Origin of the sequence: Marinobacter sp. M3C, from assembly GCF_023311895.1 — a bacterium.
In the GTDB taxonomy this organism is placed as follows: domain Bacteria; phylum Pseudomonadota; class Gammaproteobacteria; order Pseudomonadales; family Oleiphilaceae; genus Marinobacter.
Genome location: NZ_CP092284.1, coordinates 3442647 through 3468587, shown reverse-complemented (window position 1 = coordinate 3468587; position 25941 = coordinate 3442647). Strand labels below are relative to the sequence as shown.

25 protein-coding genes and 2 pseudogenes are annotated in these 25941 nt (G+C 53.3%); 17 read left to right on the top strand and 10 right to left on the bottom strand.

The features are described from left to right. Positions 1-30: 30 nt before the first annotated feature. On the top strand, positions 31-1566 hold the full coding sequence (locus MIH18_RS16210; RefSeq protein WP_249012896.1) for an altronate dehydratase family protein: 1536 nt from the start codon (positions 31-33) through the stop codon (positions 1564-1566). 4 nt (positions 1567-1570) lie between these two features. On the opposite strand, the gene MIH18_RS16205 is transcribed toward MIH18_RS16210, so the two are convergent. Then, a complete protein-coding gene (locus MIH18_RS16205; RefSeq protein ID WP_249012895.1) occupies positions 1571-2317 on the bottom strand; it encodes a GntR family transcriptional regulator in 747 nt (248 codons plus the stop codon). Positions 2318-2322: 5 nt separating this feature from the next. After that, on the bottom strand, positions 2323-2547 hold the full coding sequence (locus MIH18_RS16200; RefSeq protein ID WP_249012894.1) for a GntR family transcriptional regulator: 225 nt from the start codon (positions 2545-2547) through the stop codon (positions 2323-2325). A 138-nt stretch (positions 2548-2685) separates the two neighbouring features. On the opposite strand from MIH18_RS16200, the pseudogene MIH18_RS16195 reads away from it, so the two are divergent. From MIH18_RS16195 to MIH18_RS16165, 6 genes and pseudogenes are all read left to right on the top strand, one after another. Continuing rightward, positions 2686-3618, top strand: a pseudogene (locus MIH18_RS16195) (type I restriction-modification enzyme R subunit C-terminal domain-containing protein); the annotation flags it as partial. A 52-nt stretch (positions 3619-3670) separates the two neighbouring features. Beyond that, positions 3671-5153 (top strand): annotated as a pseudogene (locus tag MIH18_RS16185) (class I SAM-dependent DNA methyltransferase). Beyond that, positions 5150-5620 carry a hypothetical protein gene (locus MIH18_RS16180; protein ID WP_249012892.1) on the top strand — a complete coding sequence of 157 codons (471 nt, stop codon included), beginning with the start codon at positions 5150-5152 and terminating at the stop codon, positions 5618-5620. Before MIH18_RS16185 ends, MIH18_RS16180 begins: the two are co-directional and overlap by 4 nt. 4 nt (positions 5621-5624) lie before the next feature. Continuing rightward, the gene (locus MIH18_RS16175; RefSeq protein ID WP_249012891.1) at positions 5625-6038 is read left to right on the top strand and encodes a restriction endonuclease subunit S; all 414 of its coding nucleotides are present in this window, start codon (positions 5625-5627) and stop codon (positions 6036-6038) included. A 117-nt stretch (positions 6039-6155) separates the two neighbouring features. Beyond that, the gene (locus MIH18_RS16170; RefSeq protein ID WP_249012890.1) at positions 6156-6440 is read left to right on the top strand and encodes a type II toxin-antitoxin system HigB family toxin; all 285 of its coding nucleotides are present in this window, start codon (positions 6156-6158) and stop codon (positions 6438-6440) included. Between the two features lie 12 nt (positions 6441-6452). Next, positions 6453-7643, top strand: a complete 1191-nt coding sequence (locus tag MIH18_RS16165) for an ImmA/IrrE family metallo-endopeptidase (RefSeq protein WP_249012889.1) — start codon at positions 6453-6455, stop codon at positions 7641-7643. Between the two features lie 250 nt (positions 7644-7893). Here MIH18_RS16165 and MIH18_RS16160 read toward each other — a convergent pair whose 3' ends face one another. Together MIH18_RS16160 and MIH18_RS16155 are read right to left on the bottom strand one after the other, a co-directional pair. Further along, entirely contained in the window at positions 7894-8640 is a 747-nt protein-coding gene (locus tag MIH18_RS16160; RefSeq protein ID WP_249012888.1) for an HIRAN domain-containing protein, read from the bottom strand. Between the two features lies 1 nt (position 8641). Next, a complete protein-coding gene (locus tag MIH18_RS16155; RefSeq protein WP_249012887.1) occupies positions 8642-9634 on the bottom strand; it encodes a hypothetical protein in 993 nt (330 codons plus the stop codon). Between the two features lie 430 nt (positions 9635-10064). On the opposite strand from MIH18_RS16155, the gene MIH18_RS16150 reads away from it, so the two are divergent. The 3 genes from MIH18_RS16150 (at position 10065) to MIH18_RS16140 (ending at position 13243) form a co-directional block, all read left to right on the top strand. Next, positions 10065-11072 (top strand): virulence protein RhuM/Fic/DOC family protein, encoded by a 1008-nt coding sequence (locus MIH18_RS16150; protein ID WP_249012886.1) that lies wholly within the window; start codon positions 10065-10067, stop codon positions 11070-11072. 359 nt (positions 11073-11431) lie between these two features. Next, on the top strand, positions 11432-12658 hold the full coding sequence (gene sstT, locus MIH18_RS16145; RefSeq protein WP_249012885.1) for a serine/threonine transporter SstT: 1227 nt from the start codon (positions 11432-11434) through the stop codon (positions 12656-12658). Positions 12659-12706: 48 nt separating this feature from the next. Further along, on the top strand, positions 12707-13243 hold the full coding sequence (locus MIH18_RS16140; protein WP_249012884.1) for a shikimate kinase: 537 nt from the start codon (positions 12707-12709) through the stop codon (positions 13241-13243). An 82-nt stretch (positions 13244-13325) separates the two neighbouring features. Here MIH18_RS16140 and MIH18_RS16135 read toward each other — a convergent pair whose 3' ends face one another. The 5 genes from MIH18_RS16135 to MIH18_RS16115 form a co-directional block, all read right to left on the bottom strand. Next, positions 13326-15020, bottom strand: coding sequence for a methyl-accepting chemotaxis protein (locus tag MIH18_RS16135; RefSeq protein ID WP_249012883.1), 1695 nt, complete (start codon positions 15018-15020; stop codon positions 13326-13328). Between the two features lie 164 nt (positions 15021-15184). Next, positions 15185-15613 carry a PAS domain-containing protein gene (locus MIH18_RS16130; protein WP_249012882.1) on the bottom strand — a complete coding sequence of 143 codons (429 nt, stop codon included), beginning with the start codon at positions 15611-15613 and terminating at the stop codon, positions 15185-15187. An 89-nt stretch (positions 15614-15702) separates the two neighbouring features. Beyond that, positions 15703-16908 (bottom strand): chromate efflux transporter, encoded by a 1206-nt coding sequence (gene chrA, locus MIH18_RS16125; RefSeq protein ID WP_249012881.1) that lies wholly within the window; start codon positions 16906-16908, stop codon positions 15703-15705. A gap of 42 nt (positions 16909-16950) precedes the next feature. Continuing rightward, positions 16951-17928 carry a deoxyribodipyrimidine photo-lyase gene (locus MIH18_RS16120; protein ID WP_283164739.1) on the bottom strand — a complete coding sequence of 326 codons (978 nt, stop codon included), beginning with the start codon at positions 17926-17928 and terminating at the stop codon, positions 16951-16953. Between the two features lie 113 nt (positions 17929-18041). Next, complete coding sequence (locus MIH18_RS16115; RefSeq protein ID WP_007349376.1) at positions 18042-18197, bottom strand: hypothetical protein; 156 nt, start codon at positions 18195-18197, stop codon at positions 18042-18044. Positions 18198-18400: 203 nt separating this feature from the next. On the opposite strand from MIH18_RS16115, the gene MIH18_RS16110 reads away from it, so the two are divergent. Continuing rightward, a complete protein-coding gene (locus MIH18_RS16110) occupies positions 18401-19603 on the top strand; it encodes a Xaa-Pro peptidase family protein (RefSeq protein ID WP_249012880.1) in 1203 nt (400 codons plus the stop codon). A gap of 217 nt (positions 19604-19820) precedes the next feature. After that, positions 19821-20078 carry a DUF465 domain-containing protein gene (locus MIH18_RS16105; protein ID WP_249012879.1) on the top strand — a complete coding sequence of 86 codons (258 nt, stop codon included), beginning with the start codon at positions 19821-19823 and terminating at the stop codon, positions 20076-20078. 107 nt (positions 20079-20185) lie between these two features. Here the strand turns inward: MIH18_RS16105 and MIH18_RS16100 are convergent, their stop codons facing one another. Beyond that, complete coding sequence (locus MIH18_RS16100; RefSeq protein ID WP_249012878.1) at positions 20186-21424, bottom strand: multidrug effflux MFS transporter; 1239 nt, start codon at positions 21422-21424, stop codon at positions 20186-20188. A gap of 281 nt (positions 21425-21705) precedes the next feature. Between MIH18_RS16100 and MIH18_RS16095 the strand changes: the two genes are divergently transcribed. The 5 genes from MIH18_RS16095 to astE all read left to right on the top strand — a co-directional run bounded on the left by MIH18_RS16095 (position 21706) and on the right by astE (position 25922). Further along, positions 21706-22479 carry an ATP-binding cassette domain-containing protein gene (locus tag MIH18_RS16095; RefSeq protein WP_249012877.1) on the top strand — a complete coding sequence of 258 codons (774 nt, stop codon included), beginning with the start codon at positions 21706-21708 and terminating at the stop codon, positions 22477-22479. Positions 22480-22607: 128 nt separating this feature from the next. Further along, complete coding sequence (locus MIH18_RS16090; protein WP_249012876.1) at positions 22608-23357, top strand: transporter substrate-binding domain-containing protein; 750 nt, start codon at positions 22608-22610, stop codon at positions 23355-23357. A gap of 51 nt (positions 23358-23408) precedes the next feature. Continuing rightward, on the top strand, positions 23409-24113 hold the full coding sequence (locus MIH18_RS16085) for an ABC transporter permease (protein ID WP_098421090.1): 705 nt from the start codon (positions 23409-23411) through the stop codon (positions 24111-24113). Between the two features lie 3 nt (positions 24114-24116). Beyond that, positions 24117-24839, top strand: a complete 723-nt coding sequence (locus MIH18_RS16080) for an ABC transporter permease (RefSeq protein ID WP_249012875.1) — start codon at positions 24117-24119, stop codon at positions 24837-24839. Positions 24840-24866: 27 nt separating this feature from the next. Beyond that, the gene (astE, locus tag MIH18_RS16075; protein WP_249012874.1) at positions 24867-25922 is read left to right on the top strand and encodes a succinylglutamate desuccinylase; all 1056 of its coding nucleotides are present in this window, start codon (positions 24867-24869) and stop codon (positions 25920-25922) included. Positions 25923-25941: the final 19 nt, after the last annotated feature.

The following is a 25941-nucleotide window of genomic DNA, read 5'->3' as shown; positions in this document are numbered from 1 at the left end:
CTTCTCAACAAACAACAATGAGAAAACTTTATGCAGCTCATAACACCAAACCAACCCGTGCTCATTCTCAGTGATGCTGACTCCGTAGCCGTTGCACGCAAGGCACTAGCAAGTGGAAGTCGTATCGAAAACCTCGCCCTAGACGTTGTCAACGACATCCCGAGCGGCCACAAAATAGCGCGCCACGCCATTGCCGAAGGCGAGGCTGTCATCAAATATGGACAAGTCATCGGCATTGCCACACAACACATTCCCGCTGGCGCTCATGTGCATACGCACAACGTTGCCATGCCCGCTAGTCACGCTAGTAATGTGATGCCAGCCAGCATTGAACGCACTGCCGTTTTGCCCCCTGATCAGCGCCGACACTTCATGGGCTACCGTCGTGCCGACGGACGCGTCGGCACGCGTAACTACATCGCTATTCTTTCCACCGTTAACTGCTCAGCCACCGTAGCGCGCGCGGTAGCCGCACACTTCGATGGATCCGAGCTACTTAAGCAATACAACATCGATGGCGTGGTGGCGCTAACCCATGGCAGCGGCTGTGCCATAAACACCGATTCGGATGGGTTCAAATTCCTTGAGCGCAGTATTTGGGGCTACGCCTGCAACTCCAATATCGCCGGTGCGGTGTTGATTGGCTTAGGCTGCGAAACTAATCAGATTTCGTCACTGCTCAAACGTTACAACATCAGCGAAGGGCCAAACTTCCGCGTATTCAACATTCAAAATGTCGGAGGAACACGAGCTAGCATCGCGCGCGCCATCGAGCAAGTGAATGAGGTGTTAACTAACATTGGTCGCCTGGAGCGCACATCGGAAAGCGTCGAACATCTCATGCTCGGGTTGCAGTGTGGTGGTTCGGACGGCTATTCAGGCATATCAGCCAACCCGGCACTCGGGTATGCAGCTGATCTTCTCGTGCGCAATGGCGGCACCGCGATTCTCAGCGAAACCCCGGAAATCTATGGTGCCGAACACATGCTGATCGCACGCGCTATCAGCCAAGAAGTAGGGCAAAAGCTGCTTGACCGCCTCACTTGGTGGGAGCATTACACGCGAATTAACGGTGCCGAGTTGAACAATAATCCTTCACCGGGTAACAAAGCCGGCGGGCTAACTACCATCTTGGAAAAGTCCCTTGGCGCTACAGCAAAAAGCGGTACCACCTCATTAAACGATGTGTACGAATGGGGTGAGCCCATTACAGAGCACGGCTTCGTCTTTATGGACAGCCCGGGCTATGACCCCGTGTCCGTGACCGGCCAGGTTGCCTCCGGTGCCAATATGATTTGCTTCACGACAGGGCGTGGCTCGGTATCAGGCTTCAAGCCAGCCCCCTGCATCAAACTAGCCACCAACACCGACATGTACCGCAGATTAGAAGAGGACATGGATATAAACTGTGGTGGCATTGTCGACGGCGAGCTCAGCGTGGCTGATGCCGGCAAGAAGATTTTCGACATCCTGATCGAAATCGCCTCCGGCAGGCAGTCGAAAAGTGAGCAGTACAACTACGGCGATAATGAGTTCGTGCCATGGCAAGTCGGTGCGGTGACCTAATCGATCAGCCCTGCAGTTCCAGATAGGGCACAGCCGCGACGCGGTTGTGCTCGCGGAACGACGCCATACGCTGCTTGACCTTTTTCTCGGCGATCAGCAAATGCTCTTCCATGCTTTGCGCGGCTAAGTCCGCCCGACCGGCGTAGAGCTTCTCAAAAATACTCAAGTGCTCATGAAAAAACGGGTCTTCCTCAGGAAAATAGCTTTTATCGAGCAAAATATGCTTACCCGATAACAGTAACGCGTGGGTACGCTGCAAGATTTTCAACATCTGCCGATTCGGGCAATGCCCCAAGGTATCAATGTGCAGATCGCTTTCCAGCTCGTCAAACTGCCGGCTGTCCATGTTGGGATATGCATCTATCGCATGATACAGACGGTCGATGTAACTCTTCAATTGCTCCGGTTTGATAAACTCCGCTGCGCGCATCAGCACGTAGGGCTCTAGGCGGCGCCGCACTTCATAAAGTTCACTCAGTCGTACTTCGTCCCACTGAGTCAGTTGCCAGCGCGAGCGCTCATCGCGTTCCACCAACCCCATCAGCGACAGACGGGTCAGCACCTGACTGGATACTGTTCGGCTGATTGTGTAGTGACGTGACAACTCCAGTTCGTTGATGCGGTAGCCGCCAAACAATGACTGATGCAATAAGTCTCGCTCAATACGGTCGTAGACTGCTTTCCAAGCTTCGGTCTTTTTCGGCGTTGCAACGCGGTTTTCATTGAGCTTAAAATCATCGCTTTTCAACATGCGCCTCAGCACTTTACTAGGCTCTTTGCCCACCAAGTAGCACGCCCCTCGAAGGTACAGATCAAACCGCTATGATGTAGGCTCATCAATGCTTGACGAACCGGTGAGCGGCTTACACCGAAAATCTCGGCCAAGTGGCCTTGCAGTAGTAGCTGCCCTTTCGCCAGTTCACCACTCTTGATACTTAAGGCAATAATGTCGTAAAGCTGGTCATTCAGATGTTTTTTCATTTTCTTATTTCACTGTCATGGGTTCAAACCCGTCATGCTTTTATAACTGTGTGCAGATCAGAGATTTAGCTAATTTATCGGTAAATCAACACCTGCCACATCCTATCATCTTGACAACCTCTCGCCGTAATTTTAGTGATTATCGTGCTGGATCAACGCATCCAATCCATGACCGAGTTCAAACAGATCATCGGCCGTGGCACCCGCATCAACGACGACTACAACAAACACTGGTTCACCATTCTGGACTTCAAAAAAGCCACCGAACTGTTTGCCGACCCAGATTTTGACGGCGACCCGGTGAAGGTTTACCAGCCCAAAGTCGGCGACCCAATTAATCCAGACGCGGATGAAGCAGACGACGGTTCAGAACCCGACGAACACCCATGCGCTGAAGACGCGGAAAGCTACGCAGTGGATCCAGAATCAACTTGGGAAAACGACGACAGCAACACCTCTGGCGGTGGCGAGGAAGAAACAGGCAGGCCAAAACGCGTAAAATACGTGGTCGGTAACGTCGAAGTCGCCGCTATTGCTGAACGCGTCCAGTACCTCGGGCCAGATGGCAAGCTCATCACCGAAAGCCTAAAAGACTTCACCCGCAAACAGGTCAAAAAACAGTACGCCTCCCTAAACGACTTCCTGCGCCGCTGGCACCAGGCCGACCGCAAGCAGGTCATTATCGACGAACTGACGGAACAGGGCGTTATCTGGGACGACCTGATAAAAGACGTCAGCAAGAAGCTGGGCGCCGAGCCAGACCCGTTCGATGTTATCTGCCACATCGTTTACGACCAGCCACCGCTCACCCGCAAAGAACGCGCGGAACAGGTGCGCAAGAACAACTACTTCAGCCAGTATCAAGGTGCCAGCCGCCAGGTTTTGGACGCACTGCTGCAGAAGTACACCGATACCGGCATTGAATCCATTGAGGATGTTAAAATTCTCACCCTTGCGCCTTTCACCCAGATTGGCGCGCCTATGGAGCTGATTGATGCCTTCGGCGGCAAACCTGGCTACACCGAAGCGGTAAGAAGCCTCGAACAAGAGCTGTACCGGAAAATCGACTAACCACCGGCCTTTCGTAAACCCCCAATTCTGAAATCGCAGGAACGCATTACCTATGTCTATCAGCAGCACCATCAAATCCATTCAGGACATCATGCGCAAAGACGTTGGCGTAGACGGCGACGCCCAGCGCATAGACCAGATGGTGTGGATGCTGTTCCTAAAGATTTTTGACGACCGCGAACAAGAATGGGACGTTCTCTACGACAACTACAAATCCCCGATTCCAGAGCAACTACGCTGGCGAAACTGGGCGCCGACCCGGAAGGCATGACTGGCGACGATCTAAAAAACTTCATTGATAACAACCTGTTTCCCGGGCTGCAAACTCTGGAACCCGCCGGCGACGATTACCGCGGCGTGGTTATCCGCAACGTGTTTGAAGATGCCTACAATTACATGAAATCCGGCCAGCTGATGCGCCAGGTGATCAACAATTTGCAGAGCGGCGTGAATTTCAACAAATCCGCCGAGCGCCACGAGCTTGGCGATATGTACGAACAAATCCTGAAAGACCTGCAAAGCGCAGGCAACGCAGGTGAGTTCTATACACCCCGCGCGGTGACCCAGTTTATGGTGAACCGGGTAGACCCAAAGTTGGACGAAAAAGTGATGGACCCTGCCTGCGGCACGGGCGGTTTCCTACCTGCACCATCGACCACAAGCGCACACGCTATGTAAAAACGCCACAAGATGAGCAGACTCTGCAACGCACCATAATAGGTGTCGAGAAAAAACCGCTACCGCACCTGCTGGCCACCACCAACCTGATACTCCACGGCATCGAAGTGCCAGACCAGATCAAGCACGACAACACCCTGGCCCGCCCGCTTATAAGCTGGGGCCCGAAAGAGCAGGTAGACGTCATCATCGCCAACCCACCCTTTGGCGGCATGGAAGAAGACGGCATAGAAACCAACTTCCCCGCGGCCTTCCGCACACGGGAAACCGCCGACCTGTTCATGACCCTCTTTATCCACCTGCTGCGCAACGGTGGCCGCGCTGCTGTGGTGCTACCAGACGGTTTCCTGTTCGGCGAAGGCATGAAAACCCGCCTGAAAGAAAAGCTGCTGACCGAGTGCAACCTACACACCATCGTACGCTTGCCCAACGGCGTGTTCAGCCCTTACACCGGCATCAAAACCAATTTGCTGATCTTCACCAAAGGCAAGCCCACCGAAGACGTGTGGTACTACGAACACCCCTACCCGGACGGCGTGAAAAGCTACAACAAAACCAAGCCCATGCGGTTTGAAGAATTTCAGACCGAAATTGACTGGTGGGGCGATGAGGCTAATGGCTTTACTAGCCGTGAGGAAAACGAGCAGGCGTGGAAGGTATCCATCGACGACATCAAGGCTCGTAACTACAACCTGGATATCAAGAATCCGCATCAGGGCGAACTGGTTAATCACGACCCGGATGAATTGCTGGCAAAATACGAACAGCAGAAGGCTGAGATTCAGGAAGTTCGTGACCAGCTGCGGGATATTCTGGCCGACGCTCTTAGTGATAAAAATGCTGGAGGTGAGGTGTGAGTGCGCGGAAGCTGATTACCGAGCACTTGAGTTTATGGACGGGTGCCGTGACACAGAAATCTACCCGTGGCCGAGGTAACAGCGGCAAGATTGACCTGATCGGTGTCAGGAAGCTGCAACAACTCGTTCTGGAGCTCGGAATTCGTGGGAAACTGGTGCCACAGGATCCAGACGAGACGCCTGCGGTGTCGCTTATAGAAAGAGTTTCCGCCAACGAATCCGAGTTACTTCGTACCGGTGAAATCAAGAAATCTCACAAATTACCCGAGATAGCGCCCGACGAGGTCGAGTTCACTGTTCCCACCGGATGGCATTGGGCTCGCCTTGGAGAGCTAACGCAAAAGATTGGCTCAGGCGCTACGCCTCGCGGCGGTAAAAGCGCTTATGTTGCAACGGGTATCCCGTTTTTACGCTCGCAAAATATTTGGAACGATGGGGTCGCCCTTAATTACTCCCGAAACTCATGAGCGCATGTCGAATACTCAGGTCTATCCAAATGACATTCTGCTAAACATAACAGGTGCATCGCTGGGACGCTGCACCATAGTTCCGACCACGCTCGAAACAGCAAATGTTAGCCAGCACGTGACGATTATTCGTACAATCGAGCCGATCAGCCGCCAATATCTACACCATCTGATTTTGTCACCATATGGTCAGTCAATGATTTGGTCTCGCCAGGTTGGGGTGGCGAGAGAAGGCTTGAGCAAGAAAGTTCTCGAGCTGTTCGAAATGCCTGTCCTTCCACTGGAAGAACAACACCGCATCGTCCAAAAAGTCGATGAACTCATGGCTCTCTCCGATCAACTTAAAGAACGTCTGAACCAGGCCAGCGAAACCCGCTGCCAACTGGCCAATACAGTTGTGGAGGCAGCTCTTGGTTAACGGTTTATACTGCTTAAGAGTAGATACTGGAATAGCTTGCGCTGTCCTTATAACTACTCGGAACTTCCCTTTTTGGAAACAAACTCTATAATTTCCTCAAAGGGAACTTTCTAGCTTATGAAAATTTTAGAAAGAGAAAACATTTACGATTTTATTCGTAAGCACGCTTCATCCAAAAAACCGCTGGAAGCATGGGTTAATGAAGCTGAGGGGGCGGCCTGGCAGACCCCACAAGACATCAAGAACCGCTATCGCAGTGCAGATTTTCTCGCCGGCAATCGGGCCATTTTCAATATCAAAGGCAATGATTACCGACTCGTCGTTAAAATCCGCTATCAGAACGGCATTGTGGTGGTGGAGTGGGTGGGCACTCACGCTGAATACGATAAAAAGCGATTTTAAGGAATAGACATCATGGATCACATCAAAATTATCAAAACTCCGGAGGAACATGAGCAGGCTATGGCCCGTGTCATGGGTCTCATGGATGCTGATCCTCAGCCGGGCAGTCAAGACGCTGATGAGCTGGATTTACTGGCACTGTTAATAGAACGCTATGAGCGGAAGCAATTCCCAGTTGATGTGCCGGGCCCTCTGGACGCCATCCGCTTCCGTATGGATCAGCAGGGCCTCAAGAAGAAAGACCTGATTCCTTACATTGGCTCCGCATCCAAGGTCACCGAGGTACTGAACGGCACACGCAACCTGAGCCTCAACATGATTCGTCGACTCACTGACGGCCTTGGAATCCCAGCCGACGTACTCATTCGGGATATGTCACAGGAAACCGCAAACAGCCAGGATATCGACTGGCAGGCATTCCCTCTGAGCGTGATGCGAAAAAGAGGGTATTTCGAGGGGTTCAACGGCTCGCTCCAGGAATTGAGAGAGTATGCCTCCGAGTGGGTAAGCAAGTTATTGAAGGGTATTCCGGGCGGCTTTGAGCTCAAACCAGCGATGCTCCGTACCACCGCGCATCTGCGTTCTAACGACAAAGTAACAGACCCATACGCACTGTGGGCCTGGCAGGCTCGTGTACTGCACAAAGCTCAGGAGCAGAGATTACCCATCGCCTACAAAAAAGGGACTGTTAACCTGGCATGGCTGAAAACTCTTGCTCAACTGTCCTGGTCGGAAAAAGGACCGCAGCTTGCAATTGAATACTTGAACAAAACGGGCATTCATCTTGTTATAGAACCTCACCTGCCAAAAACCTATCTTGACGGGGCGGTATGTATTGCAGCGAACGGCAATCCAGTAATTGCCATGACGCTCAGACACGACAGGCTCGACAATTTCTGGTTCACGCTCATGCACGAACTTTCACATGTTGCTCTACATCTGGATGGAACAGAGACTTGGTTTATAGATGACCTCAAAGCGAGGAGTAACGACGAAAAGGAAGACGAAGCTGACGCACTGGCTCAGAGTGCACTAATGCCTTCCCAAATATGGGAAAGCCAAAAGCCAACAGACCCGGGCAGCATTCGAACTCTTGCCCGAGACCTCAACATCTCGCCTTGCATTATTGCAGGCAGATTGCGTCATGAATCCGGCGACCACATGCTTTTTGGGACGCTATTCAGAGAAAAAATCAGCTTCTGATATGAGCTCTTCGTAGGCTGGCTACTAGGCGGGTGAAGTCGATTTCCCGCAATACCCAATGGCAGCGCCGGCTTGAAAAACACCTGGAACTATTTCCAGTTCAGCATTGATCGAAGAAGTTGGTACTAAGCGGTATGGGAATTAGAGAAGATTGAAAAGATTGGTGTAGGCAGGAAATAAAAATCCCAGCGTAGATTGCGATTGTCAGCAACCAAGAGGCCAGGGTCGTATTAAGGATTATATGAACAACTCAGGCTTGCAGCCTCAGGGGACTACTCGGCATCATCAACCCATTATGGTGAATGATTTGTGTCAGTACATAAACAAGTGGTCGGGCGGGCGTGCCGTTGGAGCGGAACACTTCTCCGGTTAAATCAGCACCGCCTGAAAGCATACGATTTAACATAGTGAGATGGCCCCTGGGCACATATCCCAGCTTACATCCCTTGCTTTCCATCCGAATTGCACTCGAGTCCACCGGGTTATTCGGCTCAGGAACGAATTGAACTTCATCGCCAGCTTGCAGCTCCGAAACTTCAAGTTCGGCCTCATGTCGGAATCCCGCGACTTCAATCAACACCTCAAAAGCCGCCGGTGGCTCATCGAAGGGGTGCACAAGCTCAAAACCGTCGTCCGGCAACTTGGCGCCACTATAGCCCAACAAGGCAAATTCACTAATGTCCGCGTCAGCCGGAATGGCCCGAAGCTCAAGATAACGGCTAAAATCTCGCCTGGTGCGCGGCGGCAGGCGGCGCGTGAACGCTTCCATCACTTGATGACGGTGCTCTACCTGCTTCAGCGGAAAGGCCGGATAACCTTGGAATCCTACCTCTTTGGCGCGAGCCATCTCAGTTCCAACACTGTACTGGAGCACCACATGGCCACCCTGCTTTACCAATTGCCCCACACGATACCGGGAGCGCTTTTGACTCTCTCGTGCCTGCCAAAAAAGCAGCAGTCGTTGTGGTTCAACCAGATGTTCAATCAAGCGGGTCATGTCAGTTCTCCAGGGCCTGCAGTAGGCGCTCTCTCCTTCGCAGTGTAAGAAAAGCAACGAACTCAGCGCGCTGCTGAGTAAATGGATGAGGAAGGTCAAAGCACGTTAAGTTATGCAGCATTGCCACCAACTCATCCTCGCACACTCCCACGAGCCGTTCTATTAGTATTGCCCTAATCTCAGGGAAATGCTCGCAATACCGAACAATTCCTTGAATTGACGGTAAACGCCGTTCGTCACCCAACGACCAGCGCATCTGATGCTCCCCTCTTCGTAGATAGGCGTTAAACTCGTTCGGATCACGCACCATGCGTTGCATTTTCTCGGGTTGCAACTCATGGCCGAGACTGGTTCCGTTGTCAAAATATGGTGCAAACCTCGCGGTAGGGCTGTCTTCTGTCCAAATCAGACCCCAGTTCTCTTGATGCCTGTCGGTATTACCAATTAAGGCGTCAAAACAAAGACCTAGCCCCCAGTAAAGTCGCCAATCATGAGAGAGCCATCCGCCTCGCTCCAGTACACGGCTTAACGTAATGATAGTGGATAGATTGTGTCGCTTGCCTTTCTCCCGATCGTAGTCAGGAATGCGGCGTTGCATGTAGTCTCCGCCTGGGAAAAAACGCTCATCGTTTTCGTCGTTGTATCCTAAAAACCATTCGTTTACGGTTCCCGGCTCGTCACTGAGCGAATCAATTGCCACAAAAACAGGAGGTAAAGTCAGACCCATCAATCGACCAACACGAAAAGCGATGACCTCGGCCCAATACTGATCAGGATGTCTCGGTTGATTTGGATTCTTGGCGCTTTTTATCGCCTCTTTGAACAGGTAACGATGCCCGGCCAGGCAGAAGTCGAATGGGGCAGGGTCTGGAGAAACGCGCAACGACTTGTCGCGAGCACCAACCGGAAAAACTTCGTAGTCTTGGTGGATATCCCAGCCCGCAATATCAATTACCTGCCCGGGCTCTTGCCAAACTTCCCTTCTATCAATCATCTTTATCTGGCCCGCACAAAACAAAAAACCCCGCACCAGCTTTACCGCAGTGCGGATCCACCGATTGAGGCCGTGTTACATTAACATTAACTGTGAGCGCAAGCTTTCTCAATAATCTTTGGCGCCCACAAAGCAATACCCCCCCGCGTAAGCTCCAATCGGGACCAAGAGGCAGAGGTCGTGTTAGCGGCAAGGTAATGGACTGAGCGCCCAACAATCAAGCGCTAACACTAAGCAATGGCTGGTGGAGCATATGATACGACTGGAGCCAGCCCTTAGCGGCCCGCTGGAGAAGATTAAGCAGGAGTTGAAAACCACAGACCTGAGCAAAGAGCCGGTTCAGGATGCTGAATAAAGCCGGAATCTCTGGTAGCTTTGGATTTCGCGAGCAATATGCGCCGCCAAAAGGAATTCTAGACAAGGAAATGTCATGACTGAACAACAAATACGGATTTTTACATCGAACGATGGCCAGGCCCAGCTTGAAGTGGCGCTGCAACAGGAGACTGTTTGGCTTTACCAAAGCCAGATGGCTGCATTGTTCGACACCTCAACGGATAACGTCGGTTTGCACCTGAAGAATATCTATCAAGAGGGTGAACTGAAGGAAAATCCAACTACCGAGGATTTCTCGGTAGTTCGGCAGGAAGGCAAAAGACAGGTTCGCCGAAGCATCACGCATTACAACCTGGATGCCATTATATCCGTTGGCTACAGAGTCAGCTCACAGCGCGCAACCCAGTTTCGCCAATGGGCCACCCAAGTCCTCAAAGACCACCTGGTTCAAGGCTACACCCTCAACCAGCGCCGGCTCACGGAACGCGGCATAGAGTTCGAGCAGGCCGTTAATCTACTGAGCCGCAACCTGACTCATCAAGGATTAATTTCCACCGAAGGCGAAGCCGTTGCCCGAGTCATCAGTGACTACGCCCGTTCGTGGAGCCTGTTGCAGGGCTACGACGAACAGCGGTTGGCCGAAGTGGGTATCAAGCAACTTGATATGCAGCCATTGGAGCTGGACGAAGCACTGACGGCCATTGGCCAGCTGAAGCGAACCTTGATTGCCAAGGGTGAGGCCACCGAACTGTTCGGCCAGCTCCGCGGGAATGGCCTTACATCAGCCCTTGCTACGATAGAACAGGGCTTCGGTGATGAGCTGTTCTACCCGAACATCGCCACACGCGCCGCTCACTTGCTCTACTTTGTAATAAAAAATCACCCGCTGGCCGACGGCAACAAGCGCTGCGGCTCTTTTTTGTTTTTGTGGTACCTGCGCCGCAACGCGTCCTTGCTGGCAAAGCCGGTAGAACAACTTATCAATGACAATACCTTGGTGGCGTTGGCCCTTCTGGTCGCTGAGAGCTTGCCGGATCAAAAAACTCTGATGATCCGGCTGATTGAGCATTTCATACTGCTGAAGGAGCCTACTGGGGAATAAAACTGAAGATCAGCTTCCTGGAATGACCGGGGAGTACAAACCGGTTACAGCTCTATTGCTTTACAATGCGTTCCTAGCAGGATCTCTGGAACGGGCTGATGCCATCGATCTAACGGGGATGCCGAAACGTAGTGCTAGACGATTACTTGCGCAATTAAAAAAGGAAGGCCTGCTCAGCGAAACCAGCAGTCGATCACCTCTAAAATGGGATATCCCGGAGCATGCAGAGCCGTTTTATTTCCCGCAGCTTGCACCAGGTGCCTAGCATTCGCCACGCTTACTGAGAAACACTGCATAATCAAGCGCCAACACTGAGCGCGTAATTGTCCATTTTTTAAAAACGACACCCTGAGGTTTTCATGTTTTCTGGATTAAGCTCTGTTTTCCGATCAGTGATGCGGCTGAGCCTTGTTTCCCAGATTGCCATCGGCATTGCAGCCGGTGTACTGCTGGTCATTATATCGCCAGAGGTTGCGGGCTCTTTTGCGCTTCTCGGTCAGCTATTCGTCTCGGCATTGAAAGCCGTGGCGCCGGTGTTGGTTTTTGTGCTGGTGGCTGCAGCCATTTCAGGACACAAACAGGGCCAGCCCACCCATATCCGCGGGGTGTTGATTCTTTATATAACAGGAACGCTTGCAGCAGCCGTGGTAGCAGTGGTGGCCAGTTTTCTGATGCCAACAGAGTTAACGCTGGACTTGACGGGCGTAACTGGAAGTCCGCCCTCGGGTGTTGGCGAAATTCTGACAAATTTATTACTCAGCGCCGTCGCCAATCCTGTCACGGCGCTGATGGAAGCCAACTTCATCGCCATTCTGGCATGGGCGATTGGCCTTGGCTTTATGTTGCGTAACGCCAGCGAGGCAACGCGCCAAGGTCTTAACGACCTTTCTGACGCTGTCTCCGGAATCGTTCGTGGCGTTATCCGCTTTGCGCCTCTGGGCATTTTTGGGCTTGTTGCCACTACGCTGGCGGATGCGGGTCTGGCTGCTTTGTTGGAGTATGGCCAGCTGCTTGGGGTTATTGTCGGCTGCATGGTGTTTGTGGCGCTGGTGACGAATCCGTTACTGGTGTTCTGGCAGATTCGCAGCAACCCTTACCCACTGGTGTTCGAGTGCTTGCGCGGCAGCGCCATCACGGCTTTTTTTACTCGCAGCTCGGCAGCCAACATACCTGTTAATCTTGCGCTGTGTGAGCGCATGAAACTGGATGAAGACACTTATTCGATTTCTATCCCGCTGGGCGCAACCATCAACATGGCCGGTGCCGCCATCACCATTTCGGTGATCACTCTGGCTACGGCGAACACGCTTGGCATCCCCGTTGATTTTCCCACCGCGCTGATTCTTTGCGTCGTCTCAGCCCTGGCGGCTTGCGGTGTTTCCGGCGTCGCCGGCGGCTCGTTGCTTTTAATTCCTCTGGCAACCAGTCTTTTTGGCGTGCCCATTGAAGTTGCCATGCAGGTGGTCGCTATTGGCTTCGTAATCAGCGTGGTGCAAGATTCCACCGAAACAGCCCTTAACTCTTCTACTGACGTGCTATTCACCGCGGCAGCCTGTCGACGGGCGGAAGCCCGGCAAGAAGGGTGAGCTTTGAATATTGAAGATTGGGCGGCATAGCAAATCAGGATGCACGACATGCTAGCAGAGTCTAATAACCTCATTTTTGTGGGTATGCCCGGCAGCGGTAAAAGCACGGTGGGTGTGCTGGTTGCCAAAAAACTCGGACTGGGGTTTATTGACACCGATTTGTTGATACAGCAAGAAACCGGACGTACGCTTCAGCAGATCGTTGACCAGGATGGATACGTTGCCTTGCGAAAGGTAGAGGAGCAGGTGCTATTGAACTTGAATGTGCAACAGCACGTCATCAGCACCGGTGGCAGCGCCGTCTATAGTGACGCAGCCATGAGGCACCTCAAGGTGACAAGCACTGTTATCTTCCTCGATATTTCTCTGGATACGGTTTTCGCGCGGATTGGTGACTACAGTTTGCGGGGTATTTCAAAAAGGCCTGATCAATCGCTTATGGAGCTTTTTGAGGAGCGATCCGCCTTGTATTCCCGCTATGCCGATCTGACGATTCGGGGCGATACCCTGAACCACGATCAGGTTTGCGACGCTTTGATAGCTGGCCTGCACAGAATGAAACACAAGGCGGCACCAACCGGTTAACAGGCTCAATTTGACAGCGATCCAAAGTGTCTTTGCAAAGAAGCGTCGCGCTTCCTTGCAAGGCACTTAATTTTGGATTCACTCACACGCGGTAACGGCTGACCTGGTCTGACATATCTGCCGCCAGCGCCTTGAGCCTTTGTGTGACCGCTCCAGCCCTGCGAGTCCCTTGAGCGGTTTGCTCTGTGATGGCCACGATCTCGTGAACATTCTGGTTAATGGTCTCGGAGACGCTGGTTTGCTCCTCGGCGGCGCTGGCAATCTGGATGTTCATCTCGTTGATGGTACCAACGGCCTGGTTAATTCTCTTCAGCGCTTCATTCACCTGACGGGTTTCCACGACGGTCGCTTCACTGCGCTCACTGATTGCACCAATCAGCTTCACGGCGTTGCCGGCACCGGTTTGCAGCCGCTCAATCGTCTCTTGAATTTCCTGGGTACTCTTTTGCGTCCGGCTAGCCAGGGTACGAACTTCATCCGCGACCACCGCAAAGCCTCGACCAGCTTCGCCGGCTCGCGCGGCCTCTATGGCCGCATTCAGGGCCAGCAGATTTGTCTGATCGGCAATCGCACGAATCACTTCTAAAACGCTGTCGACCTTTCGGGAATCCGCGCCCAGTCTTTCAATCACCTTAACGCCTTCCGCAACCTGCTCTGACAAACCGCCGATTACCTCGATGGTCTGATGCACCAGGCCTTGGGCATCCACTACCTGAACGTTGGCACGGTCCGCTGCATCAGAAGCTTCGCTGGCGTTATTAGCCACTTCCTGTGCTGCAGCCGTCATCTGGTTCATGGCTGTTGCCACCTGATCACTCTCGGATTTTTGACGCTCCACGCCCTGCGTTGACTCCTCCATTACTTGACTCAGTTCTGCAGAGGCTTCGTTCAAAGTACCCGTGGATGAGAGGACCTGCTCAACCAGTCCGTGCACCTGATCCGCAAAGCTATTAAATGCGATTGCCAACTGACTCAACTCATCTTTGCCGTCTATGTCCAGTCGACGGGTCAAGTCACCGTCGCCGCTGGCGATATCGTTCATTGCAGATACCGCGGATTTCAGTGGCCGGATAATGCTACGGACAACAACCAGGGCAAAAAGCACAATAATAGCCAGCGCGATCAGTGAGGTCGTTACTGAACCAATGACAGCGTTATCCAATGCATCCCCGACTTTGCTGTCCATGGCAGCAACCTGCTCTCCCAGGCCGTCTACCCAAAACCCGGTACCAATCATGATATTCCACTGCGGTAGCATCTCTGCGTAACCCAGCTTCGGGGCCACTTTGCCTGTGGCTTCGTTCTGCCATCCGTAGGAAACGTAGCCACCGCCGTCAGAAGCCACTTTTACCAGCTCGCGGATCAGGTAGGTGCCATTAGGGTCCTGAAAGTTCCACAGATTTTTGCCTTCCAGCGCCGGCTTTACGCCATGCATGACCCCCACGCCACTGGTGTCGTAGGCGAAAATGTAACCAGGACTTCCGGAGTCATTGAATCTCAGCTGACGCAGTATTTCCCAAGCTTTCTCACGTACTTCAGGATCTTCAGCAGAACCAGGCTGGTTATAAAGATGGGCAATTGAGGTGCGCGCCAGCTCGATATAGTTTTTCAGCTCCTGACGCTTGCTTAGCTCCATATCGGAGGAAAAACCCGCCACTGCGCTGTCACCAATACCCCTGGCCTGATTCAGGTTATAAGTGGTCAAAAACGCGGTAAGTAAGATTACAGGCAGAAGTGCGAGCAACAGCACTCGCGTCTGAATGGTCAGATTTTTCATCGCTGGTAGGTCTTTTGTGTGGGTCAGGGAATAGGCGGAAACTCCCGCCCGCGGCATTGAGGCGCAATAGTACCGACTATCCCCTAAGTTATCAGTGAGAACACTTCGTGTTTTGTATAGAAATTGTACAGAGGCAAATCGGAACACATCAAACCGAGGCAAGGCTAGTTTTCAGCCGGCTCCACCACCACAAGAATGCGCCTGACCATGCCTTTATTGATTCTTACCGGCAGATAACGCGCATTCAGCCAAACACCCTGCCCGTTTGCATCAAGATTCAGAAAGCGCCCATTTTGTGCAACGCCAATAACCAGACTTTGCCAGAACACGATGTATTCTTCGCTACGGGTATAGGCGCTCTCGCAAAGCACACGGTGATGCTTCCCGGTTAACTCTTCAGCCTTGTATCCCAGCAGCGCAAGGAATGAGTCGCTTGCCCGGTCAATCAGGCCATCAGGGGTGAGCACCAGAACGGCCGAGGATTCTTCAATGGCCTGGAAATCCGCCTCCAGCTCGATAATCCGCTTTTCGGCCGCCTCAAGTTTGTCGAGAGGAGCCTGCAGTTCTTGTTTTTTCTTACCAAAAAATGCCATTAGATAGCCTCTTCATGCAAAAGGAGAGCTTTGGAAAACCGGCGCAGCTGGCGATGTGCGTTAGACGATGCGTGTTAGAAGATGTGCAATCAAATGGTGATGAGAATGCCGCCGCTTGCCAAGATGATCACCACCGCCCAAGCCGGTAATTTCCATACGCTTAAAAGAAGAAAGCCGGTCAGTGCCAAAGCAAATTCGTAGGGGCCCAGAATGGCGTTGGTCCACACCGGCTGATAAAGCGCTGCGCCCAAAATACCCACCACGGCTGCATTGGCACCACTCATCAATGCCCGCGCGCGACCCCAGCGGCGAAACCGATTCCAGTGCGGCAACACCGCCACCAACAGCAGCATTCCGGGCAAAAAGATCATAAACAGCGCCAGGGCGGCTCCGAACAGGCTACCGCCGAGCGGTGTCATCACTGCACCCAAATAGGAAGCAAAAGTGAACAACGGCCCGGGCACGGCCTGAGCGGCACCATAACCCGCCAGAAATTCGTTCGCCCCAACCCAACCGGACTGCACAACCTCGGCTTCCAATAACGGCAACACTACGTGACCACCGCCAAACACCAAGGCGCCAGCCCGATAGAATGCATCCATAACCGCTACAGTGGCTGAAGGGTTAACCCAGGCCAGTAGTGGCAGGCCAACCAGCAAGACAACGAAGATGAGCCCCGCCAAGAAGCCGGCACGGGCAGAAACGGGTAGCAGCAACTCGGGTGCGTCGTTGTCGGCCTGAACCCGGCACAGCAGCATGCCCGCTAAGGCGCCAATGACGATGGCCGTGACTTGGCCCAGCGAGCCGTTGAACAACACCACGGTGAACACCGCTGCCAGAGCGATGCCGGCGCGCTGACGGTCAGGGCATAAATTGCGCGCCATTCCCCATACCGCATGAGCGACAATCGCCACCGCTGTGACTTTCAAGCCGTGAATGATGCCCTGGCTGACGGGGCCATCAAGCACCCCCGCACCTAAAGCGAACAGCACCAACACAAAGGCCGAAGGCAGAGTGAAAGCAGCCCAGGCCGCAGCTGCGCCCCAAGGGCCGGCTCGCATCAGGCCCAAGGCGAAACCTACCTGGCTGCTGGCTGGGCCTGGTAAAAACTGACACAGGGCGACAAGGTCGGCGTAAGCCTGTTCGGAAAGCCAGCGCCGGCGTTCAACAAACTCCGTACGAAAGTAGCCAAGATGGGCAATAGGTCCGCCAAAGGAAGTCAGGCCTAATAGTAGGAAGGCGCTAAAAACCTCTCTGATGCGCTCTTTGCTAGACCGGGGCAGGTTTGTTTTCATAAATCCCTCTCAGTTGCGGCCAGCCAACCACTTTCTTCCTATTCAGAACAGTGACTGCTGGACATCCTGCTTTTGTTCGCTCGACAGCTCCACGGACGTTCGCTGGCCGTCTGAATCGCTGCGCCGCAAATCGCTTACCCTGTCTTTGGCTTTTTTCGCCGTTGCCTGCCGGCGCCAGCTCAACCTATCTAGATAGAAACGCGCGTTTTCCTGAAACTTACCGAACTGGTCAGGGTTCATCCGGCTGTGCGCGTTGGTTACCACTCGATCTACAGCCTGGAATATCTCTCTGTCCGAGACAATACCGTAAGCCAGATACGTTGATATGCGCGAACACCCCTGCCAGGCCGTATTCGGGCTGGATATCTGGAACGGGTATTTCTTTAAATACGGAACGGTGAAGAATCGATTCAGGTTTTTAATGGCCTGTGACCGCCCGCCTTTCTGCCTCAGCGGTTTATCGGTTCCAGCGGCGGTTGGTATCGCCTTCAGCTCAAAGGACGGAAACGGCAGAGGAGCAAACCTCTCGGACAAGTCAGTTCCCGTAGGATCACGAAATTTGGCTGATACGGAGCGGGCAAAGTAAGGCGGGAATAACTCGGGCTTCTGCGGCCCTCTGGCGATGCCGTTTTGCGGAATCTCTGCCAGCTCAATGCCATTGACAGCGCGCCAGGCAGCAACCGCTTTGTCTCGCTGGAACTGGCTGTTCTGAGTGGTTTCCTGGTGGGTCCATATCTTGGTTAGAGGCTGCACGCGGTGGATGCGATCAAGAACATCCACCGTTTCGCCAACAGCCTGAAGGAGCTTGCCTCCAATCGACTGAAAATCACGATCAAGCTCTTCAAGAGTTTCCTGAATGAATAACTGGTGCTGCCTTGAAACGTCTGGCTGCTGAATCAGCTCAGGCTCGTGACAGTAGAGGGGAAGCACTTTCCCCTTCTTGCGGAAGGCTCGCATCCTTTCAAAAAAAGGCTCTGAGTCCTGAAGCCTCAGGTTGCGTTTAAGCCAGAATATCTGCACCCATCAATTCCCGTAAGGCGTTATTCTGCTGATCAAAGGCAGGTCAGAAAATGAATCTGTCTCGCCTCTGAAACGAAGGACGTTGAAACGGAGGACTTTCGTAAAACAGCCAGTCAGGCAGCCTTGCGAAAATCCTCCATCCTTGTGGTTTTGTCACGGCTGCGGCGGTATTTACTTTTGTTCTCCACTACCCGCATCTGGTACTTCGGGGTTCTGAGTTCGCGCTGAACCGCGCTGTGTTTTGTCGGCTGTGCTTTCTTTTTCGCCATCGTTATTTCTCCATTGGCGGTTTCTGGTTTAACGACCTAATCATAACACCCTCCGGTTGTTGCGCGGCATATGGGTTATTACGATGAGTCTGTTACGGAGTCAGATTAATTGCCATAGCAATCCAAATCCCTTTTTTCTTGCAAACTGAACATGAATGAACGACTAATGAGGGCCTGCTTCCGCAACGGCGAGCGATCATTTTATGGATTACCTTACCTACCGCGAAAAACTGCAAAGCCACTTCCCCGAGCCCATACTGGCGTTCAAACCGGACGAATACGAGGCAAGGCTCGCCTCTGTTCGTCAGAGAATGGCCGAAGCCGAACTTGACCTGTTACTACTGACCGAAGCCAGCGAACTGTGTTATCTGACCGGATACACGACCTTCGAGGTCTCGGTCCAGTGCGTGCTGCTAGTCGCGTTTGATAGAACCGTGCTGTTCGTGCCGGCCATTGAGATGGGCCCCGCCGTGTATCTGAGCCGGGTGGACGATGTTATCGGCTATCCGTGGCAGGCGCCCGAAACAGTGGCAAGCGATCTGGCTGCTCAAGTGCGCCGCACGGCGGGCCGTGCGGCGCCGCGAATTGGCTTCAACCCTTGGGCGGGCTCTTTTCGGCCCGGACTGCTTTCGGCGCTCAAGAACACGTTAGACACCGCCACATTTATTGATTTCGGCGCGCTGATCGATCGTGTTCGCTTGGTTAAATCGTCTGCCGAACTGGCGTATCTTGCCGAAAGCGCCGCCATTACCAGCGCCGGCATGGACGCAGCAGCGGCCGTGATACGAGCGGGCGTGGTCGACCATGAAATTGCCCGGGCCGGTGCCAGCTCCATGCTGGGGGCGGGCAGCGAATTCATGAGCATGCAACCGATTGTGACGACTGGCGCGCGCAGCGGCATCATTCACACCAATCATGCGGGTTATGAGGTTGCACGCGGAGATGTGGTGTTCACTGAATTCGGTGCGGTTCGCAAACGCTACACCGCGCCTATGATGCGTACCGCCGTCGTTGGCGAAGCTTCCGCCGAAATTCGTGAATTTCATGCGGTCTGTCTTGAAGTTCTGGCAGCAGTGATGTCGGCCGCGCGCGCCGGTGCAAGCTTCGCCTCGGCAGCCCGCGCAGGCGAACTCGCGCTAGCGCCAATCGTCGACCGTGCATTTTTCTCCGGCGTATTTGGCTACCCGGTCGGTGCGTCGTTTCCGCCATCCTGGGTCGCCGGTTCCATGTTTATAACCACAGACAACCCGGCAATTCTGGAGCAAGACATGGTCTTTCATCTGCCAATCTGCCTGCGCAAGCCGGGCGAGTTTGGCGTCGGTTTCAGCGAAACGGTCCGCATTACAGCCACCGGGGCCGAACGCATCACTACAAACACGCTCTCTCTCAGGGAAATCTTCCTATAGAGGCAGCAAATGCATATTTTCGGCGCCGCTAGCAAGCAGGCAAAGGGTTAAACAGCTAGGATAGGAGGTTGCCGCAGCGCGCAAGGCAACACCCAGCTCCGGTTTCTGCCGTCGTGGCCGTACCTTGCAGTGTCTTTGACCGGCATCAATCAACGCATTCCCAAAGGGCCTACACTGGACCTGAGGAAGCGATTCAACACATCACAGGAGTCTCTCAATGCCCATTGAAAAACATGACCTGATCCATGAATTTCCGGAATCCAAAGATACGATCCACAAGCTAAAAATGTCTGACCAGCACTTCGCCAAGTTGTTTGAGGAGTACCACGATTTACAGCACGAAGTGCATCGTATTGAAACCGAAGTAGAAACAACATCCGATGACTACCTGGAAACTCAGAAGAAAAAAAGATTAAACCTTAAGGACCAACTCTCCGCAATCATCAAGGATTATAAAGCCTCTTCCGCAAGCTAACCCTCACGCGACTTGATATCGACTGAGTATGTCTGCCGTTGCCGCCGGTATTATCGTTCTGCTGATCAGGCACGCCCGTTCGGCGGCAATGGTGTTTCAACCCGCCGTTAGCTCGGGCTTGCAGGCTCAGGCAACACAGCGGCATCGGCAGCAGCTTCGATTTTTGCCACCTCGCGGCGAACCGCCCGCGGCGCACCAAATGCCAGTATGGCCGCCAGCATTGAACACACCGCCATCACAATCACCACGTTCAACAAAGACTCTTCCACTACCGTGGTAGAAAATGCGCTGATGGCGCCAGCCAGAGTGAACTGAGTAGCGCCCAGCATCGCCGCAGCCGTGCCACCCAAGTGCGGAAAAAACTCCAGAGCATTCGCCATGTTGTTGGGAATAATGGAACCCATAAAACCCACGGCCGTCACAATACAGCCGGCAATGACCCACCACGGAGCTCCAACCCAGGCCAGCGCCACTAACACCAACAACGCAAGAAACTGCAACAATACCGATACTCGCAAAATCGACACCGCCTCGAAGTGCTTCAGCAAATAGCGGTTAGATATGTTCAGACTGGCCATTAACACAATGTTGGCGGCAAAAAGTGCAGAAAAAAGGGTGTTAGAAAGGGCAAACCATTCCTGATAGATAAAAGATGCGTGGGTGATAAACACCAACATAGCGCTGAAGCACAACGCTTGTATGCCAACAAAACGCATGGTCACCGAATGCCGCAGCACTAGGCTGTAGTTTGTAACCAGAGTGGATACCGGCGTTTTTATTCGCTCTTTAGCCGGCAAATGGCGAAACAGACGCAGTTTCAGCACAACGGCCAAAAACACCGCGTAGCCTGTCAGCATCATGAATATCGCCGGCCAGTCGGCCACTGCCAACAAAATTACCCCCATAGACGGCGCCGCTGCCGGAGCTATAAACATAACAAGGCCAATCAGACCAAACAGCCGAGCTGCGTCTTTGCCGTGAAACTGATCGCGCACAATAGCCGGCACAGACACCGCACAAAAGGCGCCGCCCATGCCCTGCGCCAGTCGCCAGCCCAGCATTTCGTTCAGGCTGCTCGCTTGTGCAACCATGGCCGCAGCAACAGCGAACACAAACAGGCCTCCCAGCAAAACAATCTGCCGACCGTAGCGGTCAGACAGCGGCCCACCCACCAGTTGCGAAAGGCCCAAGGCTCCTACATAAACGCTCAGGGTGAGCCCGACATCAGTGTGGTCAACGTTCAAATCCGTGGCAATCTGCGGGAATGCAGGTAGGTAAGCATCTAAGGCCAGGGGCCCGAGCGCCACTGTCATTCCCAATAAAATTGCCAATTGTAATTGTGACACGCGCATTTGCCTTTTCAGTAGTGCCAGTCTTTAAGCGGACTGGTCAGTATTTTCGGTAAAGACGGGCCCTGAATACAGTGCACGGCCTGGCGAACTATCAAGCACTCAAAGGGCACGCAGCCGCAAATTGTAGCATGCTTACAAAAACAGGCTATTGCGAAACTAGAATGTGCCCTTAAAGTGGTTGCATTACGGCAAACCAGACCGTATAAAAAGCATTGATTTACACTGGTACAGTCCGTAAAGCAGACGCCTTTGATTTATAGCCTCAGGAGCCACCGATGGCAGACCAATCGCCCTTGATCTGTAGGGATATTTGCAAAACCTTCGACAAGCTCGAAGTGCTAAAAGGCATTTCGCTGGAAACTCAAAAAGGCGACGTTGTATCGCTGATTGGCAGTTCAGGTTCCGGCAAAAGCACTTTTTTGCGCTGCATTAATCTGTTGGAAACACCCACTTCCGGCGAAATTATTGTGCAAGGCGACCCCATCCGCTTTGGGCAGAATCGCAAAGGCGAACGCGTTCCCGCCGACAACCACCAGGTAGAACTAATACGCGCAAAACTGTCGATGGTTTTCCAGGGCTTTAATCTTTGGTCGCACATGACCGTACTGGAAAACATTATTGAAGCGCCCATCCACGTGTTGAAGGTACCCAAGAAGGAAGCCATCGAGCGCGCTGAAAACTATTTGCACAAGGTCGGCATTTACGAGCGCAAGGACTATTATCCGGCGCAGATGTCTGGTGGCCAGCAACAAAGAGCCGCGATTGCACGAGCCCTGGCGATGGAACCGAACGTCATGCTGTTTGACGAGCCTACCTCGGCGCTAGACCCGGAGCTGGTGGGCGAAGTGTTGCGGGTTATGCAGAGCTTGGCTGAAGAAGGCCGCACTATGATTGTGGTTACCCACGAAATGGCCTTCGCCAAAGACGTTTCAACCAAGGTGCTGTTCCTGCATCAGGGCGTCATTGAAGAACAGGGTTCGCCGACGAAGGTATTCGACAACCCGGAATCTGAGCGGATGCAGCAATTTCTGGCTCCCAAGTTCGGATAACCGGTGTTATCGTATTTTCCGTATTGCATTTTCTGTATTGTGTTTCTATACCGTTTTCTGTAATTCACGCCTTCTGCGGCGTAGTGATAAAAAAAGCCATTAAAGGCAAACCACTGGAGAGTTCACCCATGAAAAAAATTCTGATTGCTGCCAGTTGCGCGCTGGCCATGCTGACCGGTTCGGTACAGGCCGAAGACAGCATTCGCATTGCGTTCGATGTGCCCTACGAGCCGTTCGAATACAAAGATGAAAACGGCGAACTCACCGGCTTTGAAGTCGAGCTGGCCACAGCCATGTGCGAAGAAATGAACGCCAAGTGCGAGTTTGTTATCCAGGCCTGGGACGGCATGATTCCCGGCCTGCTGGCGCGCAAGTTTGACGCCATCATGTCTTCCATGTCGGTCACCCCGGAACGCGCCGAGCGCGTCCTGTTCTCCAAGCCTTACTACAACACACCGGGCGGCTGGTTTGCGGCGGAAGGGTTTGATATCGACGTAACCGACATGGACGCCATGAAAGACAAGTCTGTAGGCGTGCAGCGCGGCACCACCATGGATACATTTGTCACTGAAAACATGACCGGCGTTGTAAACATCAAGCGTTACAACACCGCCGACGACATGGCTCTGGATCTGGAAGGCCAACGCCTTGACGCAGTATTTGTAGACTACCCGGTGGGCGAGCAGACCATCAAAAACAAAGACGGCTTTATTGAAATCGGCGAGCCCGTGAAGCTGGGTGAAGGCGTAGGCGTTGCCATGCGCAAGCGCGACACAGAGCTGGCCGAGCGTGTTAACAAAGCGCTGGACACCCTCAAAGAAAACGGCACATACGATGCCATCATGAAGAAATACTTCGCTTACGACATCAAGGTTTAATCATGCCTTCGGGGTGGCCGCTCTGGCCATCCCGGATTACCGGAATATGTCATGCTTGATCTGAAAGGTTACGGCCCTGAACTTCTGAAAGGCGCTTTTGTGACCATGGAATTGGCGTTCCTGTCGCTGGCTTTGGCGTTAATTCTCGGCCTGCTTGGAGCCTCTGCCAAGCTGTCGGACAACCGACCATTGCGAGCCATAGCGACCACCTACACCACCTGCATTCGCGGTGTCCCAGACATTGTGATGATGATGCTGTTCTATTACGGCGGTCAACTAGCGGTAAACAGCCTGTCTGATGTGTTGTGGGAAGCTTACGAAATCGACTTCTTCTTTCAATTCGACCCGTTTATTTCAGGCGTGGTCACCATCGGGCTGATTTTTGGCGCCTACATGACCGAAACCTTCCGCGGTGCATTTCTGGCTGTAGACACCGGCCAGATAGAAGCTGCTCGAGCGTATGGTTTTTCACGCTGGCATACCTTTCGCCGTATTATCTTTCCGCAAATGCTGCGCCATGCCCTACCCGGCATTGGCAACAACTGGCAGGTATTGCTGAAAACCACCGCCTTGGTGTCCATTATTGGCTTGACCGATATGGTGCGAGTGGCCGAAGAGGCCGCCAAAGCCGAGCGCATGCCGTTCCACTTCTTCATCCCCGTGGCCTTTGTTTATCTGTCGCTCACAGCTGTTTCCGAGCTGTTCATCAAGTGGCTGGACATTCGCGCCAATGTTGGCGTGGTGCAAAGGAGCTGATTCATGCCTGACTTCATCAGCCAGTGGCTGAACCAGAACGACATCTTCACCGTCATGACCCTTCTGGAATACTGGGATGGCCTGGTCACCACCGTTCAGCTGGTGTTTGTGTCGCTGTTGATCGGCCTTGTTGTTGCGCTGCCCCTAGCCATTCTGCGCACCGTGCGCAACCCGTTTGTATCTGGCCCCATCTGGGTGTACACCTATCTGTTTCGCGGCACGCCGCTACTGATTCAGCTGTACATTATTTATTACGGCATTGCCCAGGTTCCCGGTATTCAGGAAACTTTCTGGTGGACTATTTTCCGCGAGCCTTTTTACCCGGCCCTGCTGGCTTTTACCCTCAACACAGCCGCCTACACCACCGAAATTATCCGCGGTGCCATTATCGCCACGCCGATGGGTGAAATTGAAGCGGCCAAAGCCTATGGTATGAGCTGGATGCTGCGCATGCGCCGCATTATTCTGCCCAACGCGGCGCGCCGCGCGGTTCAGGCGTACTCGAACGAAGTGATTTTCATGCTGCACGCCAGCGCTATTGCCAGCGTGGTTACCATGGTCGATTTGACCGGTGCCGCGCGCAATATATACGCACGCACCTACGCACCTTTTGACGCATTTATATTCGTCGCGCTCATTTACCTGATGCTCACGTTTATACTGGTGTTTGTGTTCCGCAAACTGGAAAACCATCTGCTACGCCATCAGCGCCCGGCGAAATCCTGACGACGAATTCCTGACAAAGAGAAATCGATGACCGCCAGCAGCGCATTTTTTAATAGCAAGCAAGACTGGCTGAGCCATACTCTGGAACACGCCGGCGAAGCCCTTCCCCAATGCCGCCATGGGTTGCCGGGCGGGGGAGAGTTGGTGCAACTGGGCACCGGCATTTTACAGGTTAACCCGCCAGCAAATCGCCAAAACACCCATCAAGACGCGATGATGATTTCTGCCGGTGTTCACGGCAATGAAACCGCGCCCATCGAAGTGCTGAACCAGCTGGTCAACGAACTGCTTAGTGGCGCCTTACAACCTGCCTGCCCCGCCTTGCTGATACTGGGCAACCCGCAGGCCATGGTAACGGGCAAGCGCTTTATTGACACCAATCTGAACCGACTGTTCAGCGGCGCACACCGGCGTGACGAAGTCCGTCAAACACCAGAAGCCGAGCGCGCGCAGCAGCTGGAACGGCTGTGCCAGACCTTCGCCGAACAAACGCAGGCAAAGGGCCTGTCGTTGAGCCACTACGATCTGCACACTGCCATACGCTCCTCCCAACAGGAGAAGTTCGCACTCTATGCGTTTATAGCCGGCCGCCTGGTACCTGCTGAACAGTGCGCCTTTTTGCTGGAAGCGGACGTGCACGCCCTGCTGCTGCAACACAAGGCAGGCACCACCTTTGCCTCGTTTTCGTCCTCCGCCCTGAAAGCTCAAAGCTTCACGGTAGAGCTAGGCCAGGTAAAACCCTTCGGCCAGAACGATCTGAGCCGTTTTCAAGGTATTCATAACGCACTGGAACGGCGCCTGGCCGGATTACCAGCGCCAGGTTCTGCCGCTACAGCAGGCAACCTAGAAGAGCTGGTGATATTTCAGGTGGTTCACGAAATTCTGAACAGCGGTGAGGGCTTTCAATTTCACGTACCGGATGACGTGGCCAACTTCACCGAATACGCCCCGGGCACTGTAATCTGGGAAGACAGCAATCAACGCTACTGCGTAGGTGAGAAGCTAGAAGCGATTGTGTTTCCAAACCGCGATGTGCCCGTTGGCCAGCGCGTGGGATTGCTGGTGTCCCGACTGGCTGTTTGAACGTTCCATTAATTCAAAC

What these genes read in the sequence shown, in the direction of transcription:
- MIH18_RS16210 (WP_249012896.1), top strand. Translation starts at nt 31, where the DNA reads ATGCAGCTCATAACACCAAACCAACCCGTGCTCATTCTCAGTGATGCT.
- MIH18_RS16205 (WP_249012895.1), bottom strand. Translation starts at nt 2,317, where the DNA reads ATGTTGAAAAGCGATGATTTTAAGCTCAATGAAAACCGCGTTGCAACG.
- MIH18_RS16200 (WP_249012894.1), bottom strand. Translation starts at nt 2,547, where the DNA reads ATGAAAAAACATCTGAATGACCAGCTTTACGACATTATTGCCTTAAGT.
- MIH18_RS16175 (WP_249012891.1), top strand. Translation starts at nt 5,625, where the DNA reads ATGTCGAATACTCAGGTCTATCCAAATGACATTCTGCTAAACATAACA.
- MIH18_RS16170 (WP_249012890.1), top strand. Translation starts at nt 6,156, where the DNA reads ATGAAAATTTTAGAAAGAGAAAACATTTACGATTTTATTCGTAAGCAC.
- MIH18_RS16165 (WP_249012889.1), top strand. Translation starts at nt 6,453, where the DNA reads ATGGATCACATCAAAATTATCAAAACTCCGGAGGAACATGAGCAGGCT.
- MIH18_RS16160 (WP_249012888.1), bottom strand. Translation starts at nt 8,640, where the DNA reads ATGACCCGCTTGATTGAACATCTGGTTGAACCACAACGACTGCTGCTT.
- MIH18_RS16155 (WP_249012887.1), bottom strand. Translation starts at nt 9,634, where the DNA reads ATGATTGATAGAAGGGAAGTTTGGCAAGAGCCCGGGCAGGTAATTGAT.
- MIH18_RS16150 (WP_249012886.1), top strand. Translation starts at nt 10,065, where the DNA reads ATGACTGAACAACAAATACGGATTTTTACATCGAACGATGGCCAGGCC.
- sstT (WP_249012885.1), top strand. Translation starts at nt 11,432, where the DNA reads ATGTTTTCTGGATTAAGCTCTGTTTTCCGATCAGTGATGCGGCTGAGC.
- MIH18_RS16140 (WP_249012884.1), top strand. Translation starts at nt 12,707, where the DNA reads ATGCTAGCAGAGTCTAATAACCTCATTTTTGTGGGTATGCCCGGCAGC.
- MIH18_RS16135 (WP_249012883.1), bottom strand. Translation starts at nt 15,020, where the DNA reads ATGAAAAATCTGACCATTCAGACGCGAGTGCTGTTGCTCGCACTTCTG.
- MIH18_RS16130 (WP_249012882.1), bottom strand. Translation starts at nt 15,613, where the DNA reads ATGGCATTTTTTGGTAAGAAAAAACAAGAACTGCAGGCTCCTCTCGAC.
- chrA (WP_249012881.1), bottom strand. Translation starts at nt 16,908, where the DNA reads ATGAAAACAAACCTGCCCCGGTCTAGCAAAGAGCGCATCAGAGAGGTT.
- MIH18_RS16115 (WP_007349376.1), bottom strand. Translation starts at nt 18,197, where the DNA reads ATGGCGAAAAAGAAAGCACAGCCGACAAAACACAGCGCGGTTCAGCGC.
- MIH18_RS16110 (WP_249012880.1), top strand. Translation starts at nt 18,401, where the DNA reads ATGGATTACCTTACCTACCGCGAAAAACTGCAAAGCCACTTCCCCGAG.
- MIH18_RS16105 (WP_249012879.1), top strand. Translation starts at nt 19,821, where the DNA reads ATGCCCATTGAAAAACATGACCTGATCCATGAATTTCCGGAATCCAAA.
- MIH18_RS16095 (WP_249012877.1), top strand. Translation starts at nt 21,706, where the DNA reads ATGGCAGACCAATCGCCCTTGATCTGTAGGGATATTTGCAAAACCTTC.
- MIH18_RS16090 (WP_249012876.1), top strand. Translation starts at nt 22,608, where the DNA reads ATGAAAAAAATTCTGATTGCTGCCAGTTGCGCGCTGGCCATGCTGACC.
- MIH18_RS16085 (WP_098421090.1), top strand. Translation starts at nt 23,409, where the DNA reads ATGCTTGATCTGAAAGGTTACGGCCCTGAACTTCTGAAAGGCGCTTTT.
- MIH18_RS16080 (WP_249012875.1), top strand. Translation starts at nt 24,117, where the DNA reads ATGCCTGACTTCATCAGCCAGTGGCTGAACCAGAACGACATCTTCACC.
- astE (WP_249012874.1), top strand. Translation starts at nt 24,867, where the DNA reads ATGACCGCCAGCAGCGCATTTTTTAATAGCAAGCAAGACTGGCTGAGC.